11 protein-coding genes and 3 pseudogenes are annotated in these 17,462 nt (G+C 40.0%); 8 read left to right on the top strand and 6 right to left on the bottom strand.

Annotated elements, in window-relative coordinates; all coding sequences use genetic code 11:
- The first annotated feature begins 136 nt into the window (after positions 1-136).
- From D3222_RS25785 to ptuB, 4 genes are all read left to right on the top strand, one after another.
- Positions 137-487, top strand: coding sequence for an integrase arm-type DNA-binding domain-containing protein (locus D3222_RS25785; RefSeq protein ID WP_157975268.1), 351 nt, complete (start codon positions 137-139; stop codon positions 485-487).
- A gap of 245 nt (positions 488-732) precedes the next feature.
- Positions 733-1,668 carry a retron St85 family RNA-directed DNA polymerase gene (locus D3222_RS01600; RefSeq protein WP_118984552.1) on the top strand — a complete coding sequence of 312 codons (936 nt, stop codon included), beginning with the start codon at positions 733-735 and terminating at the stop codon, positions 1,666-1,668.
- Positions 1,665-3,323 carry a retron Ec78 anti-phage system effector ATPase PtuA gene (ptuA, locus tag D3222_RS01595; protein WP_118984551.1) on the top strand — a complete coding sequence of 553 codons (1,659 nt, stop codon included), beginning with the start codon at positions 1,665-1,667 and terminating at the stop codon, positions 3,321-3,323. The genes D3222_RS01600 and ptuA overlap by 4 nt, the downstream gene beginning before the upstream one ends.
- Positions 3,320-3,970, top strand: a complete 651-nt coding sequence (ptuB, locus tag D3222_RS01590; RefSeq protein ID WP_118984550.1) for a retron Ec78 anti-phage system effector HNH endonuclease PtuB — start codon at positions 3,320-3,322, stop codon at positions 3,968-3,970. Before ptuA ends, ptuB begins: the two co-directional genes overlap by 4 nt.
- 82 nt (positions 3,971-4,052) lie before the next feature.
- Here ptuB and D3222_RS01585 read toward each other — a convergent pair.
- The 3 genes and pseudogenes from D3222_RS01585 to D3222_RS01565 all read right to left on the bottom strand — a co-directional run.
- Positions 4,053-4,523, bottom strand: a pseudogene (locus D3222_RS01585) (IS982 family transposase); the annotation flags it as partial.
- Positions 4,524-5,171: 648 nt separating this feature from the next.
- Entirely contained in the window at positions 5,172-5,459 is a 288-nt protein-coding gene (locus D3222_RS01580) for a hypothetical protein (RefSeq protein ID WP_232832370.1), read from the bottom strand.
- Positions 5,460-7,684: 2,225 nt separating this feature from the next.
- A pseudogene (locus D3222_RS01565) lies at positions 7,685-8,289 on the bottom strand (restriction endonuclease subunit S); the annotation flags it as partial.
- Positions 8,290-8,948: 659 nt separating this feature from the next.
- Between D3222_RS01565 and D3222_RS01560 the strand changes: the two are divergent.
- Positions 8,949-9,701: a sulfite exporter TauE/SafE family protein gene (locus D3222_RS01560; protein WP_118984548.1), complete on the top strand. Its 753-nt coding sequence runs from the start codon at positions 8,949-8,951 to the stop codon at positions 9,699-9,701.
- A gap of 108 nt (positions 9,702-9,809) precedes the next feature.
- The gene (locus D3222_RS01555) at positions 9,810-10,982 is read left to right on the top strand and encodes an MFS transporter (protein WP_118984547.1); all 1,173 of its coding nucleotides are present in this window, start codon (positions 9,810-9,812) and stop codon (positions 10,980-10,982) included.
- Positions 10,983-10,991: 9 nt separating this feature from the next.
- Here D3222_RS01555 and D3222_RS25780 read toward each other — a convergent pair.
- Together D3222_RS25780 and D3222_RS01540 are read right to left on the bottom strand one after the other, a co-directional pair.
- Positions 10,992-11,951, bottom strand: a pseudogene (locus D3222_RS25780) (nucleotidyl transferase AbiEii/AbiGii toxin family protein).
- Positions 11,948-12,670: a DUF6088 family protein gene (locus D3222_RS01540; RefSeq protein WP_118984544.1), complete on the bottom strand. Its 723-nt coding sequence runs from the start codon at positions 12,668-12,670 to the stop codon at positions 11,948-11,950. The pseudogene D3222_RS25780 and the gene D3222_RS01540 overlap by 4 nt, the downstream one beginning before the upstream one ends.
- A 319-nt stretch (positions 12,671-12,989) precedes the next feature.
- Here D3222_RS01540 and D3222_RS01535 point away from each other — a divergent pair, with 319 nt between their 5' ends.
- Both D3222_RS01535 and D3222_RS01530 read left to right on the top strand, forming a co-directional pair.
- Positions 12,990-14,336, top strand: a complete 1,347-nt coding sequence (locus tag D3222_RS01535; protein WP_118984543.1) for an NCS2 family permease — start codon at positions 12,990-12,992, stop codon at positions 14,334-14,336.
- 273 nt (positions 14,337-14,609) lie between these two features.
- A complete protein-coding gene (locus tag D3222_RS01530; RefSeq protein ID WP_118984542.1) occupies positions 14,610-16,259 on the top strand; it encodes a Na+/H+ antiporter in 1,650 nt (549 codons plus the stop codon).
- A gap of 203 nt (positions 16,260-16,462) precedes the next feature.
- Here the strand turns inward: D3222_RS01530 and metR are convergent, their stop codons facing one another.
- Positions 16,463-17,419, bottom strand: coding sequence for an HTH-type transcriptional regulator MetR (gene metR, locus D3222_RS01525; protein ID WP_118984541.1), 957 nt, complete (start codon positions 17,417-17,419; stop codon positions 16,463-16,465).
- Between the last annotated feature and the right edge of the window lie 43 nt (positions 17,420-17,462).

Genomic DNA, 17,462 nt, shown 5'->3' with positions numbered 1-17,462 from the left:
ACTTAGTTTTTGAGTCTATAATCGTCCATTCGTATCCGTTGACATCCATGATATTTGGAGGTCAGTTCTTTTCGATAATGAGTTGACCCCCAAATTATGCCTTTAACAGACATGGAAGCTCGTGCGGCAAAGCCCCGTGAAAAAGAATACAAACTATACCGATGTACAAGGTTTGTATCTTCTCATCAAACCCAATGGCTCAAAACGCTGGTATCTGAAATATCGGTTTGCGGGTAAAGAAAGCCGGATTGCTTTAGGTGCATATCCTCAAGTAACACTGGGGAAAGCTAGAGAGCAACGCGATAGTATCAAGATAATGATCCGTAATGGCATCAATCCCAGTAAAAAAAGAGAAGTAGAAAAACAAGAAGCGATTGCTGAAACCTTAACTTTTGAAAAAGTGGCTAGGGATTGGCACAGTAGCAATAAGCGTTTGCGGTGTTATTGTCGGTGTAAATGCAGCGACAACATACAGTTAACACGTTGAATCGCATGATTAAGACAAAGTTGTTAAGTGTGGCTGAGTGAGATAAGCTTGAAAAACTCTTTAGCGTTGGACGTCTTACGTCTAGTCGGGTGATTAGCCAGACTCTAACTTATTGAACGCATTAAGGGTTGCGAAAGTGTCGCAACCTGAACTCGTTCCTCCTTCAGGTTGCGACACTTTCGCTTCCTCCAGTAAAGAGTCGAGCCCGGCAGAACCTACGCGCCGGGCTTTTTACAGGTAAAGTTATGTCGGTTATTAGTGGATTAGCTACGTTATTACACCAGAGTGAATCGAATGTAAGGTTATTTCTAGAAGATGCCCCGAGAAAGTACAAAGTTTACAGAATTCCCAAGCGTACCACTGGGTTCAGGATAATCGCGCAACCAGCCAGGGGGCTGAAAGAGTTTCAGCGTGCATTTATGCAACTTTATCTCTTCCCTGTGCATGAATCATCTATAGCATACAGGAAAGGAAAGAGCATACGTGATAATGCTTCCGCGCACGCGAACAACCAGTACCTTTTAAAAACTGATCTTGAAGATTTTTTTAATTCAATCACCCCAGCGATTTTTTGGCGGTGCATTGAAATGTCTTCAGAACAGGCTCCTCGATTCTCAACCCAAGATAAGCCCTATGTTGAGCGCATTCTTTTCTGGCAACCTGTAAAGCGTAGCAAGAGCAGGTTGATGTTGAGTGTAGGCGCACCGTCATCGCCAGCAATATCAAACTTCTGTCTTTATGAATTTGATCGTCAGATGAACGAGGAATGCAAAAATTTGGGTATAACGTACACGCGTTATGCTGATGATTTGACATTTTCATGCAACATACAAGATTTATTGAGAACGGTTCCGGCAATTATTGAAGCGTTGTTAAATAAATTATTTAAAAATGCGTTGAGGATGAACCACGGTAAAACAGTTTTTTCTTCAAAGGCTCATAACCGTCATGTGACGGGTATCACGCTCAACAACGAAGGGAAACTCTCTTTAGGGCGTGAGAGGAAAAGATTTATTAAGCATCTGATTAATCAGTATAAGTATGGATTACTAGATGACGCGGATAAGGCTTACCTGATCGGATTATTGGCATTTGCGAGCCATATTGAGCCTGAATTCATTACCCGAATGAACGAAAAGTATTCTAATGAATTAATTGAACGTATTAGGAGACAGAGATGACCAAACAACTAGAACGAAAAGCAAAAGGTGGGAGTTTACTGTCAGCATTCGAACTTTATCAGCGCAACGTAAGCAACGATCTCCCCGAGGATAATAAAAATACAGACGAATGGTTTGAGCTTTGTTGGAAGTATCTTCAAAATGGTTACACCGATGAATCAGATGGATTTCATCCTGATAATGCATTATATCTTCGCAGCTTGTCATTAAGAGATTTTCGTCGATTTTCACATCTGGAAGTGAACTTCGAAGAAGACCTCACGATTATCATAGGAAACAATGGTAAGGGAAAAACCAGCATTCTTTCTGCTATTGCCAAAACGTTAAGTTGGTTTAGTGCAAACATTCTCAAAGAAGATGGCAGTGGCCAGAGGTTGAGTGAACTGACTGATATCAAGAATGATTCTGAGAATAAATATGCCGATGTCAGTAGTAATTTTTACTTTGGAAAGGGCCTTAAAAGTTTATCACTTAGGCTATCCAGATCGGCTCCTGGCACTGCGGAGCGAAGGGATAGCATTATCAAGCCTGCTAAAGAGCTATCTGATGTATGGCGTGTGATTAATGAGAATAAGACGATAAATTTACCTGCATTCGCATTTTACTCTGTAGAGAGGTCGCACCCTTTTAATAAATCTCAAAAAGAAAGTGGGGAAAGAAGGGAAGACCGGTTTGATGCGTATAATCATGCTCTCACAGGCGCAGGCCGTTTCGACCATTTTATCGAATGGTTTGTCTATCTACATAAAAGAACGGTTTCAGAGGTTTCATCGTCTATTGAAATGCTGGAACAGCAAGTGAGTGATCTACAGAAGTCCGTTGATAATGGGATGGTTTCGGTAAAACCGCTGCTTGAGGATATGAAGAATAAACTCGTCGCGACTATATCAAAGCATAATGCATCCATAGAGAATCAGATGCTGCCAGAATCAGCTCAAAGGAAAATTGTCGAGGAAGCGATTACCACTGTAGTTCCCAGTATCAGTCGGATTTGGGTTGAAACGGCAACCGGCGTTGACGTTATAAAGGTCACTAATGACAGCCAGGATGTGACAATTGAGCAACTTTCAGACGGGCAACGTGTGTTTTTAGGGGTAGTTGCTGACCTTGCGCGGCGCATGGTGATGCTCAACCCTCTTTTGAAAAATCCGCTTGAAGGACGGGGCATTGTATTAATTGATGAAATTGAACTCCATCTTCATCCAAAGTGGCAGCAAGATGTAATAACAAACTTGCGTAGCGTGTTCCCGAACATCCAATTTATCATTACCACGCATAGTCCTATCGTGCTCTCGACTACTGAAAAGCAATGCATTCGTGAATTCGCAGAGAATGATGATAGTGGTGCGCAATTCTTACAGTCCCCGCTGATGCAAACTAAAGGCAGTGAACATGCTGAAATTCTTGAACAAGTGATGAAAGTCTTTTCTACGCCGCCAAATATTAAAGAGTCTCATTGGGTGAGTGACTTCGAAAGATCACTGGTTGGCAAGGGTGAGGAGCTCAGTGAGCAATCTCATGATCTATTCGAAAAAATCAAAGGGCATTTTGGTCCAAGCAGCCCGGAATTGAAGAAAGCTGACAGTCTCATCCGTATTCATAGAATGAAGAGCAGAATCAATAAGATAAAATCGGAGAAGGACAAACAAAGATGAAAGAATTAACTCGTCCGGAAAGGCCGGAAATCTTGCAACATTACATTGCGGGTCAAGATGCCTGGATGGATGTAGATCAAGGGAAGATTTGGCCTCGATTGGAGGAAATGCAAGGTGGATTCTGTGCATATTGTGAGTGTCGGTTGACTCGTAAGCATATCGAGCATTTCAGACTTCGGGGTAAGTTTCCAGCCCAGGCTTTTGATTGGCATAACCTGTTTGGTTCCTGTGGCGACAGCTCAAAATCAGGTGGTTGGGCACGGTGTGGAATATATAAAGATAATGGTGCGGGGCCGTATGATGCGAATGATCTTATCAAACCTGATGAAGATAACCCTGACGACTTTTTGCTATTCCTGACCTCAGGCATGGTCGTTCCCGTTGATGGACTCACCGGTTCAGCACTGAAAAAGGCTAAAGAAACCATTCGTGTTTTTAATTTGAACGGTGACTCAAGATTGGTCGGTAGCAGAAAGACAGCATTGAAAAATGTCATATTAGAAGTTGAGGAGCTTTACGCAGCATATAATGAACTCGGCGAGGATGATTGGACCAAAATGCTCTATACGGAATTAGAGAATATCGAAGGAGAAGAGTTCAGTACTGCTTTGAAACATGCTTGGCGATACAACAAAGAATATGTATGAAAACGGGTATACCCGTTACAGATTATTGACAAAATGCTGGTTTTTTTATCCGGCACTTTGTTTTAATTAACCCGAATTCTGTTTAAGCCGTCACTGAAAAATCATCTTCCGAATAGAAAACTTTCAGTGATGGCTTCTTCCATTTAATACAATAAGCAATCAAACCGCCTAAAACGGTCAACATAAATCCTTTTATACTTCGGTGGCGAGAATGCTCTATTTGAGAAAGGGTTTTTAATTGCCCATTAATCGTTTTGATGATGAAACGCCTTGATAACATTATCTTATCCCACTCAGCCAGCAGCTGTACTTTCATATTTCGGCGCTTTTGGGTGACGAATGTAACACCGGTTTTGCCTAAATCGTCTGCCAGTTCCTGACTGAGATAACCTTTATCGCCGTAAAGCAAACCCATTAATTCTACTGTTAATTCGCGAACAGGTTCCCGAGCATCTACATTACCGGCCGTGACTTTAAGTGCCAGAATTTCACCCTGGTGATTGACAACTAGGTGTAATTTGAAACCATAAAACCATCCCATTGCATTTTTTCCTCCCGGCAAAGACCTTATCAGAGTGGAATGAATACACGACAAAAATCATCGACATCGCAGAAGAGTTCAACTAATTTATCCATGCCTGTTCCTGATAAGATCACTTTTTTCTTGGTCGAAAATTTTGATCTTGGAACAGGCACTGAGTTCCATTTTTTATCCAGAGTTCAGGTTAATTAAGTTCCGTTCACCAAACGGAGCTTGTCGCTATGTTAAGAACACTGCTTCCCCAAACTTTCCCACTAGAAACGCTCTCGCTTGACGAACTGATTTAAATTATGTTTTTTGTCAATAGCGAGGATTTAAAATCCTCGCAAATAATTACATTAAGATATTTTAGACGGTATGATATTAAATTCTTTCAACTCTTCTTTTAAGAACGGATGACAAATTTTTGCTTTTTCTCTCAACTCTGAATTTAGTTTCTCATCATAACTTCTATCAGCAGGGATGAGTCGCAGACTATTTTTATTACTTCATTACCTATGTCGTTGCTGCCCATCTTGCATATCCTTCCAGTTAAATAAATAGTAAGTTTTATGGTGGTCACTCAGCTACCACATGGTTATAGTTGAGAGAAATAGATGTGTAAAATATGATTAGACTCTCAATTTTTCCTACGGCACTAGTAATACCGAAGAAAGTTTATTACTTCCATATCTTTTCCAAGTCTACATATTCACTATCCGGTTGCTTTGATCTTTCTAATACGTCAACTTGCAACACTATTGGCAGGTTAAACGATGTACCAGTTGCGACACAGCAACCTTTAGCTAAGTTAGGGATCATGCTCTTTGACATATTGTCAAGTGTGCTTATTGCATTATCAATCAGCAGGAGGTCACGATCGTTGACCAGTCGATGAATAAAGAAATTATGTATCTGTGATACAATTGTTGGTGAAATATCTGCTGGCCGCTGACTGGATAAAGTCAAAAATACTCCGAATTTACGACCTTCCAAGAAGTGATTAAGGATTTTTTAAAGCGGGTGAAAAATCTGATGCTATATTAACATTGAAAGAGAAAACATCGGATAAAACAGGTTTTAAATTGATTAACCAAAGTGATAAAATAACAGTGTTAACTCAACTATAAGAATACGATGTTATATCAAAACATTTAACCACATTAACCGCATTAACCGCATTAACCGCATTAACCGCATTAACCGCATTAACCGCATTAACCGCATTAACCGCATTGATGTTGATTTTAATACCATTAGCATACCTGCTGCCCTTTTTGGTTTTAAACCAAAAAAAATTAAATACAGAAAAAGGAAAAACAAGAAAACTTAAGTGTTAACTTAATGAAAATAGGAAGGTTTAAATGAAGGTTAGGAGATGGAAAAACTATTATATTTACATAAGCTACTCAATAAAAATCATTTATTAAACGAATTTTTAATTAAAAACAAGAAAAAAACCGTTGGAATGAAAATTAATTTATAGGTTTATCATCTTTATTAACGTGGTTCACCATTTATTTTTACCTGCATGTTCATTTTTATCGGTGATTAATCAGCTAAGAGTTATAAAAACAGGTCCTCCATTAATGCCAGTTTTTAAAAGGCATATAGTGACTAAAAACGGCCTATTTACTACCATGTTTAATGCATTTATCGGCAATGTTATTCTTCGGTTATTTTATATTTAACTAACCTGCTATGGATATTTAAAAACGTAAATATAGTGATTTTTTATTTAATGGTTTGATTTTTATAAATAAATTTTCACTTATGGTAATGGTTGATGGCATTTAATCTAAATTCATTAACAAAGAGTTAAAAAGAAACTAGCACGTAAAATAATATTATCCGAACCGGATAATATTAAAGTATTTTCTCGCTGTTATTTTATGAAAAAAGCTGAAAGAGATGATGTGATAAAAAAAGATAAAACGGTGAATTTAGCAGGATTTAAACTTTGAAAAAGAGGTGATTATCCGAAAATATACAAATGGGGATCTTTATGTCATCAAGCTATTTATTGGCTAATTTGTGTGGAAAAATAAAGGATTATGGATCTATAAAAATAGCTTTAAATTACCGATAAAATAGTGTCAGTAAAGATAAAAAAGGGTGTAATTTACATTGGTAAACGTAAAGTACGATATTCCATGATGATTAATCTTAATATAAAAAGCATATGTCAAAAGTGGTAAAAAACTGTTAAAACTTTATACTGATTAAAATCAATGGTTGAAAAAATGGCTTTTAATAATAGTTTAAAATCTATCCATTATAAAACTATCAGCGGAAAATGAGAAATAAAAATCAGTTTGAGTATGTTTCCAGGTAAAAAGATAAATTAAAATATGAATCCGTTAATCCGTTAATCTATTTTTAAAGATGAAGCGTTTTAATAACGTTTTCAATCGGAGAATAGATTTTTTTATAAACCAGTTAAATAATCGATGATAAAAAATCGTCATAACAAAATCCCCAGATAAATGATTTAACAGAATACAAATTGGAAGCCTGTAAATGCGCCAGTTTAAACTTGCTTTACCCTGTTTTAACCCGTTGAATAGCATTTCTTTGCTATGATTTGATTTAAACCATTCCTCTTTTTATGCTTTTAACATGCTAAAATATGTTCATATATTTGTTTTTAAAGGATATTTTTTCGTTCGGTTGTATGAAAAGACATTTCGTGAGCCGGAAGCAATAAGATGCTTGGATTTGTATTTTGTTCAGCAAGCAAAGTTTCACGCTCGACGATAGATTTATCAAAATACGGGAGCTCCGTTCCTTTAGTCATACTGAAAAACACGCCATTATTCACGAAATGCCAGGTAAATATATCCGCAAAAAGATCTACAACATGCCAGATTAAACTTGGCTCATCCTGTTCATCTTAAAGTTTTCCGCTTGTGCCAGTACGCCCTGATATATGTCATCGTTGGCTAGCCCACGACCTATTGCGCAATTTTCTGATGCCAGATTTGTCGTACCAACTGGTGCTCTAACACTTATTAATGTGTCATGTTTATTAGCCAACTTTTTAGGATCGGTACAAAACACTCTGTTTGCAGGGAATCTAAATCCAAAATCTGTTTTTCCCTGAAAAAAAGGCATGCCAATACCATCTTCATTATATGTTGTCCCAGGAGGAGATTGGCCCATAGTTATCTTAAACTCATTTCCAACATTTGATGGCTTCCACCCTTTCGGCCCCCAACCCAATTCTGTTTCTTCAAATTCTGTTGGAAACAATATACGAATTTCAGTTGGCAACGGCTTAAAATCTGCGCTTTTACGTAATTTTTGGCGCAATTCTGCTCGTTCCTGCAAGGAGGCCGGGATCGGGTTTCCCGCTTCCAGCGCATTATCAATCACCGGATCGAAATCAACAAACCAGGATTTAAACAAGGTTTGTGCCATTTGTTCCAGGGTTTGATTGATTTTTTTATTAAATTCTATTCTATCGTCTAAATTGCCAATGATATCGGCTATTTTTTTCATATTTATAACTAGTATTGGCAACCAACACACCACTTAAATGGTTTCGATTTAATGTTGGTACTCCAGAACCGACATTGAACTGACTGAAATCGATACTTTTTAGTAAATAGTAGACATACCGTGGATGATGACCTTTGAAATCTTTGACCCACAAAGTAGTATTTAATGGCCAAAAATCAACGGTTATATACTGTCCTCCACCAATGCTTCCACTTCTTCCAATTACTACTCCTGGGGCGTTTACTTTTGTTTCATTGTGATATCCGCCAATACCAGTTGATGCTATTACAGGTATATTGTACCGGAAAAGGTGATGAAATAATTCTTTTAAGTGATTATTTTCTGGCTCTGTTTGCTGGATCTGTCCAAATGTATTCCGCATGTTTTCCGACCAATGTGTCACAGTATGCACGTCTTACCAGTATATTCTGTCTTAACCTATTGAATTAAAAAAGAATCAGCCGATTAGCTATAAACAGAGTTCATCTTCTCTTTACAGGTTAGTTAGAAAAATACATAAAAGAAAAAAACATTAATAATAAAGAAATTATTAATTTTTTACAGGAGGATAAATGTAATGTTATGGAAGATTCACGTTCATCTCATGAAAATGAAGCGAAATGTATTAATGAAAATATTAGTTTAATCCAGAGACATTCTATTCTTCTCAAAAGAGTGTCCTCCGATTTATTGGTGGTATCGTTTTCGTCTTACCAATACCGTCATATGCTCCCAACATACGGTAGATCATTTATTGCTTAGTAAATATTTACAATTACTTATAATTTCAGTTACTTATTTTTTTATCAGGGCTATGCCAGCATCATGTGTACATTAAGTACATCTTTAATTGGTGAGCCCCATTTTTTGCAGACAGACCTGACAAGTGATAGTAAAAACTATTAGTATTGGGAAAACGATCACTTTAGTTTGACAACTATTTTCAGGGAAATAGAAATGTTACATGTACTTGCATGGCCTGATCTGTTTATTTGTATTTTTGTCGTTTTCTTTGCTTATCTGGTTTTTGGTATGGCCGGGTTTGGTTCTGCACTAATTGCTAGCCCAATTCTGGCGTTTTATATTCCCGTAGCAAAAATTGTTCCTATGCTCGCGTTGATAGATTTAACCGCCGCAGTGATTAATATTACCAGAGATGGCAAGAAATCAGAGTTTAGTGAGATCAAGTTAATTGTTCCGTTAATGATTGCCGGTAGCTTGATTGGCGCTGCCATTTTATTGATGGCTCGACCTGATGTTTTAGTTCTGGTGTTAGGGTTATTTGTTGTTTTCTATTCAATTTATTCGCTATTTTTCAGTAAAACTTACCGTCAATTCCCGGCTAAAGCCGCTATTCCATTTGGTCTGAGTGGCGGTATTTTCAGTGCACTATTTGGTAGTGGGGGTTTTCTTTATGCAATTTATCTAACCGGGCGGATATCAGATAAGGAAATTTTCAGGATTACTCAGACGACTTTAATTGGTTTCAGTACCCTGACAAGAGTGATTATTTTTGTTGTCATGGGTATTTATCTGGATACGTCATTTTTGTTATTAATACTGGTATTTATTCCAGCCATGTTGTTGGGAATCTATTTTGGCCGCCAGGTGACACTGAAAATCTCCAGAGAAATATTTTTGAAGTTTATCAATATTATTGTGCTGGCTTCGGGGTTAATGCTGATATGTCGTTATATATTTACTCTTTAAAATAGTAACTAATCATAATTAATATATTTCATATAATGTCATTAATTTGTTGTTTTCAGTTTGTTTCGTATTTATTCTCTTTATTTTTGCTGGATAGGCACAAATAAAATGAATAGTCGTGATTATCGAAATAATAATTTTTTTGCCATTTTTACTATTACCACGAGTGTCGCTGTTATTGGCATTGTCATTGGTTTGACTATCCCCATGATAGCGTTACGCTTGAATAGCCAAGGTATTGATGAGTTGTATATTGGTTTGATTTCTGCGGCTCCGGCATTGGGGGTTCTTTTGAGTGCTCCGGTAGTCCAGAAAATTGTAGCTCTGGTAGGTAAGAAACACGTCATGATGATTGCAACAGGGGTTTCTGCTGGCAGTTTGCTCCCACTTTTGGGTTCGTTGCCGATGGAGTTGCTTTTTCCTCTGCGTCTAGTTACTGGTGTTGCTAACGGGTTAATGATCTGTCTAGGTGAAACCTGGATTAATGAACTCTCTGAAGAGAATAAACGAGGCAGGGTACTGGCTGTTTATACAACGGTTTTTACTATCAGTCAGTTGCTTGGCCCTTCTATCATTGCTTTTTATGGTATCGCAGATAAAACGCCGATACTGATTTGTACTCTGATCCATATCTTTTCACTGGTGCTTTTTGTCATGGTAGATCAGAAGAAAGTCGATAAATTGCCGCAACACAGTAAGAAATCCAATTTCTCTATTGTTCAATTTGTGAAGATTGCGCCGGCGATCTGTGGTGGCGTGCTATTTTTTTCCTTTTTCGACGGGACCATTCTTTCTATGTTACCCATCTACGGAATGAGTTGTGGGTATGCCGAAGCTGTAGCTGCACTGATGATAAGTGTCGTTCTTGCTGGTGACGCAGTGATGCAGCTCCCGTTTGGTTGGCTGGCCGATCATATGAATCGTATGCGCTTATACCAGATTTGCGGTGTAGCAACGCTCGGAGCAAGTGCGTTATTGCCATTCGCGATGGCACATCAGTATCTTATCTGGCCTCTGTTGATTGCTTTAGGGGCAACTGCGGGGGCTATCTATACCATTGCATTGGTCCAAATTGGTCAGTATTTTTCAGGGAATGATCTGATAGTGGCTAATGCGGCGGCGGCTATGTTGTGGGGTATTGGGAGTTTGTTTGGGCCACTGCTTGCTGGTATAGCGAGTTCAGTGACGCCATCAGGTTTACCTATTCTACTTGTCATCATTGCAGTAGTGTTTCTGATTTCAACAATGGATCGGTTTAATCTACAGAGTGAGAACGGCTGAGGGGGAGTGTTACAGGCGTAGAAGCTGGCTGTGAACAGCAGTCAGCATTGAGTAAACCTCATTATTACTGGGGAGATCATTATCATATACTAGCGCGGCAAAAGATTGATGAAATTCAGATGATAATGTGCTCCAGATTTGTTGTGGATGGGCAAAAAGATCCGTTTCATGGAGCGGATGGGTTAGCCATTTTTCGGCATCAGGAAATTTCTCACGATCTGTTTGTTCAACAATACGTAGCATTTCCAGCATTTTTTCACTATTCATAAACTTAAGGTAATTATCTTGACGAATGATCATGCATAGGTCATAGATATGGCGGATTTTTGATTTTAGCTTTTTGCTGTTTTTATCAGAACGAGAAGATTTAATTAAACTTAGGATTTTTTCGGCCATTGTTCGTTCGACATTGAGTATATTAATTTCAAAAGCTGACAAGCCGAACTCTAAGATTAAATCATGGCGATTAATTGTCGCAAGAAATTCAGCGAGTAGTGTATTTACAGAACGTAGAACCCAAGGCTCTGGCATTGTAAAAGCATTAATTTCTAGAAGTAATTCTTCTGATGCTTGACCAAATTCACCTCTTACATGGCGAGGATAACGATAAAGTGTTTTTCTGAATCGGCTGCCTTTTGATTATCGGGCATGTTTGGGAAGATATTCTAGTCCTGAAACAAGGGCTTTTTCTGCTTTTCGAATTAAGTTTTTTGTCTGGTTATCATTTAGTCCAGGAGCATAGACGGCAAGATCTATATCCTCAGAGAAACGATTGATCAACTTGAAAGCCTTTGATAGTGATGTACCACCTTTAAATATCAGGTGATCACGATATTCAGATTGATTGAGGTTATGCAAAACCCAGGTGACCCAATAATCTTTTTCTACATAAACTTCTGGAATTATAAAATATTGAGCTGTTTTGGTTATCAGTTCAGCTAATAATTCTGGATTTTGATGGAGATTCATGAGATATGCCACTCCCTGGCTTTTTGCCATTGATTACAGTTAAGACCAATTTTATAACGGCTTAATGGGTTTAAAGATTTTTTTAGTTTGTTGCCTTCGATTCCTGTTTCATCCAGAAGCATCCCCAGGAGTGCTCGTGTTGATGGAGGATAATGGTTTAGCGCAAGTTTTATTGCCATTTTGATTTGTCGGTTATCTAACTCATTGAGTTTATGTCTTAATATACTTAACGCATCAGATGGGGAGGTATCTGGGATTTTTTTTATACCATTTAATGCATCCAATATTTCAAGTGCTGTTTGATTGTTTTCATTTACCGGTGTGCGGGAAGGGATAATGTTTACCCGTAGAGTTCCCATATCTTTTTTTTGCCGCGATCCTGCCATTGCAATTGTGATAGTCATGGGAATTTGAGTTGTTAAGCCCAGCTTATTATATAGACTGATTCCTGTTATATAGCCGATACGGTGCCCGTTACGAAATAAGAAGGTTTTGATTTTCTCTTGATCTGAAGGTTTTTGCTCGCCAAATAGCCCGCTTTTGGGGCGATAGAAATTACCTTTGGAAAAACGGCGCAATTCGCCAGTTTTAATCAGACGACTGACGGCCTTAACAACAGTGTTTGGTGCTGATTTATAGGTTGGCAACTCCTGGTAAGTGAAAATAGTACCAGGTTGGAATTGTTTTATATCATCTATTAGTTTGGTTTTGATGCTCATGGTTTACCTCCTGTTGGTGACTTTATCAACAATTATGTTTTTATCAAGTTTTTCACGATAAAAACATGACAATAAACAGACCGCTTTTTTTGTGTTAAATAATACTGCTAGCTCTTGATTCCAACACCATGATCACTGGATAATCTTTCGCCTCAAATTCTCTCACTGTTTTCTATTCTAAAAGCCAAACGATTGCTTTTATGATTTGTTGAACCGATTGGTGCAATGTTCATTAAGTGTTGTGTTATTAAGCGAGGTAATCGTTTTCGTTTGATTAGGAAGTGGAAGAAGTACCATGAACATAATGCAGGGGAATGACATGTCTGGCACTCAGGCACCAGCTAAATGCAAGCTGGACAAGTATTTTAAATTGACCGAACGTGGCACAACCGTACGTCGTGAAATTCTGGCAGGGCTCACAACTTTCTTGGCGATGGTTTATTCAGTCATCGTTGTACCGGGGATGTTAGGGCAGGCAGGGTTTCCCCATGCTGCTGTCTTTATTGCGACTTGTTTGGTTGCCGGTTTTGGTTCTTTGTTAATGGGGCTGTGGGTTAACTTGCCAATGGCAATTGGTTGTGCAATTTCGTTGACTGCATTTACCGCTTTTAGTTTGGTTTTAGGACAGCAAATTACTATTCCGGTTGCACTCGGTGCGGTATTTCTGATGGGGTGTTTGTTTACAGTGATTTCTGTGACCGGTATTCGTTCTTGGATTTTACGCAATATACCCATGGGTATTGCGCATGGTGCAGGGATTGGTATTGGGTTGTTTTTGTTACTGATTGCGTCAAACGGTGTTGGTCTGGTCATTAAGAACCCACTGGAAGGTTTGCCTGTTGCTTTGGGTTCGTTCACCTCTTTTCCGGTTATGATGACTCTGCTTGGGCTGGCTGTTATTTTTGGCTTGGAAAAATTGAAAGTCCCCGGCGGTGTGCTGTTAGTAATCGTGGTGATTTCTGTTATTGGGCTGATTTTTGATCCGGCGGTGAAATATCAAGGGTTCTTTAAGGTACCGAGTCTGGGAGATGATGGCCTGTCCCTGATTTTTAGTATGGATATTATGGGGGCTTTGCAGCCAATTGTGTTACCCAGTGTGTTGGCGCTGGTAATGACTGCGGTATTTGATGCGACCGGTACTATCCGTGCGGTAGCAGGGCAAGGGAATCTGTTGGATAAAGGTGGACAGATTATTAACGGCGGTAAAGCGCTGACTGCCGATTCTGTCAGTAGTATTTTTGCCGGTGCTATTGGTGCTTCTCCGGCTGCGGTATATATCGAATCAGCCGCGGGTACCGCCGCAGGCGGTAAAACAGGTTTAACTGCAACAGTTGTCGGTATCCTGTTCCTGTTAATTTTGTTCTTTTCTCCACTTTCATATCTTGTACCAGCGTATGCCACTGCGCCGGCGCTGATGTATGTTGGTCTGCTGATGCTGAGTAATGTCAGGAAACTGGATTTCAATGATTTTGTTGGGGCGATGTCCGGTATGCTTTGCGCGGTCTTTATTGTTCTGACTTGCAATATTGTAACCGGTATTATGTTGGGTTTCGGTTCTCTGGTTGTTGGTCGTATCTGTTCCGGTGAATGGCGCCAATTGAATATCGGTACAGTGATAATTACGATCGCTTTAGTAGCATTTTATGCTGGTGATTGGGCTATTTGATTGATTAAAAAGTGCGTAAGGTCTGTTCACCCCTGCGCACTTTGCTATTTCTTGCGATTACTTTTAAATTCTTAATTATTTCCCCCTCTATTTATCTGATTAGTTTACAATATTCCTGCAATTCTTTCGGATACGGCTCCGTGTGTATCTACCTTTTTCGATTGATTCAGTTACTTTAGTATTAAGATTTATTCTCACTGTTTTTGTGTTAACGGGAAGAAAAAGAGTTTCAATCTGTATACCAACGGTTCTTAGGTAAATTGTAAGGGCAACATGGAAATATTCTTTACTATTCTGATCTTGATTTTGGTGGTTTCAGTTTCTGGTGTTCTGACTAAAGTGATTCCGTTCCGCATACCTTTGCCGTTAATGCAAATTGCCATGGGGGCATTGCTGGCTTGGCCGCACTTTGGTTTACATGTTACTTTCAATCCTGAGCTGTTTCTCGTTCTGCTAATCCCTCCTTTGTTATTCGTTGACGGCTGGAAAATGCCAACCAGAGAGTTTTTCCAGTACGGACGGGAAATTTTCATACTGATGCTGGTATTGGTGCTGGTTACTGTTGTCGGTATTGGTTACCTGATTTACTGGCTGATGCCAGGTATTCCGTTAATTGCTGCTTTTGCCCTTGCTGCTGTGTTATCGCCAACAGATGCGGTGGCTTTATCATCCATTGTTGGAAAAAGGCGCATGCCTAAGCGCATGATGAATGTGATGGAAGGGGAAGCGTTAATGAATGATGCTTCCGGCTTGGTAGCCTTAAAGTTCGCAGTAGCGATAGCAATGGGAACGATGGCATTTTCTGTTACTGGCATGACCATGGAATTCTTCAAAGTTGCTATTGGCGGTTTGTTATCCGGTATTGCAGTAACTTGGTTGTACAGTAAATCCCTGCGCTTAATGAATCGTTGGAGCGGTGGCGATCCGGCAACCCAAATTGTTTTCATGTTGCTGTTGCCGTTTGCCTCTTATCTGATTGCAGAACATATTGGTGTTTCCGGTATCCTTGCCTCAGTTGCCGCGGGTATGACGATCAGTAAGTCTGGGGTCATCCGTAATGCACCGTTGGCAATGCGTTTGCGTGCTGATAGTGTCTGGTCAATGCTGGCGTTCGTGTTTAACGGCTTGGTGTTTATCATGTTGGGCCTGCAACTACCGGGGATCTGGCAAACTTCCGTTATACAGGCAGAACTTGATCCAACCGTTGAAACCTGGATGTTATTTGCCGCAGTTGCAGTGATTTATGGGGCGCTCCTGTTATTGCGTTTCTGTTGGTTGTGGCTGATGAAGAATATCAGCAAAGTCTTTATGAAGAAAAATCCACTGAATTTTGCGACTTATACCACCCGTGAATTGTGGCTGGCATCTTTTGCCGGCGTTCGTGGCGCAATCACACTTGCTGGTGCACTGTCTGTTCCTCTGTTTCTGGCGGATGGTACGCCATTCCCGGCACGTTATCAGCTTATCTTTATTGCGGCAGGGGTCATCCTGTTCTCGTTGTTAATTGGAGTTCTCTCTTTGCCATTCCTGTTACGGGGAATGCAAACTTCCGATAAGGAGGCAGATATCAGTGAAGTCAGAATGGCACGGGCAGCTATGGCGGAAGTGGCGATTGTTAGTATGAATAAGATGGAAGAGCGTCTTTCTGCTAGCCCCGAAGAGCAATTGGATGCTGAGGTGATTACTGAAGTTGCTTCTAGGGTAATTGGCTATTTGCGTCGCCGTACTGTGGGTCAGGATGAGATAGAACATAACCTGCTAGTGGAAGATTTGGAACGTCGTTTTCGTCTGACTGCATTAAGGGCAGAGCGCGGTGAGTTGTATCATTTGCGTGCAACCAGAAAAATCAGTAATGAGACACTGCAAACCTTGCTGCATGATTTGGATTTACTGGAAGCTCTATTGGTACAGAAAGAGCACTGATCTCCTATATTTGTTGGTTGTCACGACAATCTTGTGAGCCACTTTATTCAGCCTGATCGGTGAATATCTTGCCTATCAGGTTGATAGCTGATTCGTGGTGTTTGCTCGTGTCTGGTTGGTGGTATTGGTTTTCCCGCCGTAGATACCGGAACCTCTTGGCAATGATGAATAATATGTTGGTTCCGGTGGAATGGCTGATAAATTTACCATTGAGGGGAGTTGGGTTGCTGCGTTGTTCTAGGGGCATCGACGCTTACTTTTGAAATTCCTTTTACGAATGGCAGATTATCCATTGCGTGTTGGCGTGCGGAATGGATAAATGCTTCAGTCTCAGGCTGGTACTGCTCGCCTTCACGGACGGCAGCGTACAGCCTGCTCCATAAACCTTCTCCCAGTGTTTTAGTTACCACTAACTCTTGCCTTTCAAATGTCTCAACAACCCAATGTGGCAGCGCCGCGATTCCCATGCGGGCAGCGACCATTTGAATCAGTAACAGGGTGTTATCCACATTTTTCAACGTAGGGACAACGCCCGCTGGTTGCAAGAAACGCCGCCAGATATCGAATCGCTGACGTTGAACGGGGTAGATCATCAACGTCTCATCAATTAAATCTTTTGGCTGGATGTGCAGTTTATTGGCCAGAGGATGATCCGGAGCAACAACCAGTTTCACCTCATAATCAAATAGCGGCGTGTAGTGCAAATGACTCTCAGGGAGAATATCTGATGTCAAAACGACATCCAATTCTCGTTGCTGTAGTGCAGGTTGTGGATCAAAAGTGACGCCGGATTTGAAATCCACATTGACTTGTGGCCAGGTTTCTCGGAAATGCTTGAGTGCAGGTGTCAGCCATTGAATACAGCTATGGCATTCAATAGCGATACGCAGATTTGTTTGGCCCGGTTCTTTACATTCGCGCAGCGCATTTTGAACCAGAGGGAGCACTTGTTCTGCTAGTCGTAATAAAACTTCACCCTGTGGCGTGAAACGAAGCGGTTGACTTTTACGAATGAACAACCGGAAGCCAAGGCGATGTTCAAGATCGCTGAACTGATGAGACAAAGCGGATTGGGTTTGATGCAGATGATTGGCTGCTGCCGCTAATGAACCACAATGACTCAATGATTGTAATGTTTTTAGATGTTTTATTTCGATCATGAGAAACCTTCAAGGTGATAATGAATAAATTGCGCTTGTGGTT

This window comes from Photorhabdus sp. CRCIA-P01 (genome assembly GCF_003545805.1).
Classification (GTDB): domain Bacteria; phylum Pseudomonadota; class Gammaproteobacteria; order Enterobacterales; family Enterobacteriaceae; genus Photorhabdus; species Photorhabdus antumapuensis.
Note: the sequence above shows the minus strand (reverse complement) of the source record. Positions and strands in the feature narration are given on the sequence as shown.

What these genes read in the sequence shown, in the direction of transcription:
- D3222_RS01600 (WP_118984552.1), top strand. Translation starts at nt 733, where the DNA reads ATGTCGGTTATTAGTGGATTAGCTACGTTATTACACCAGAGTGAATCG.
- ptuA (WP_118984551.1), top strand. Translation starts at nt 1,665, where the DNA reads ATGACCAAACAACTAGAACGAAAAGCAAAAGGTGGGAGTTTACTGTCA.
- ptuB (WP_118984550.1), top strand. Translation starts at nt 3,320, where the DNA reads ATGAAAGAATTAACTCGTCCGGAAAGGCCGGAAATCTTGCAACATTAC.
- D3222_RS01560 (WP_118984548.1), top strand. Translation starts at nt 8,949, where the DNA reads ATGTTACATGTACTTGCATGGCCTGATCTGTTTATTTGTATTTTTGTC.
- D3222_RS01555 (WP_118984547.1), top strand. Translation starts at nt 9,810, where the DNA reads ATGAATAGTCGTGATTATCGAAATAATAATTTTTTTGCCATTTTTACT.
- D3222_RS01540 (WP_118984544.1), bottom strand. Translation starts at nt 12,670, where the DNA reads ATGAGCATCAAAACCAAACTAATAGATGATATAAAACAATTCCAACCT.
- D3222_RS01535 (WP_118984543.1), top strand. Translation starts at nt 12,990, where the DNA reads ATGTCTGGCACTCAGGCACCAGCTAAATGCAAGCTGGACAAGTATTTT.
- D3222_RS01530 (WP_118984542.1), top strand. Translation starts at nt 14,610, where the DNA reads ATGGAAATATTCTTTACTATTCTGATCTTGATTTTGGTGGTTTCAGTT.
- metR (WP_118984541.1), bottom strand. Translation starts at nt 17,419, where the DNA reads ATGATCGAAATAAAACATCTAAAAACATTACAATCATTGAGTCATTGT.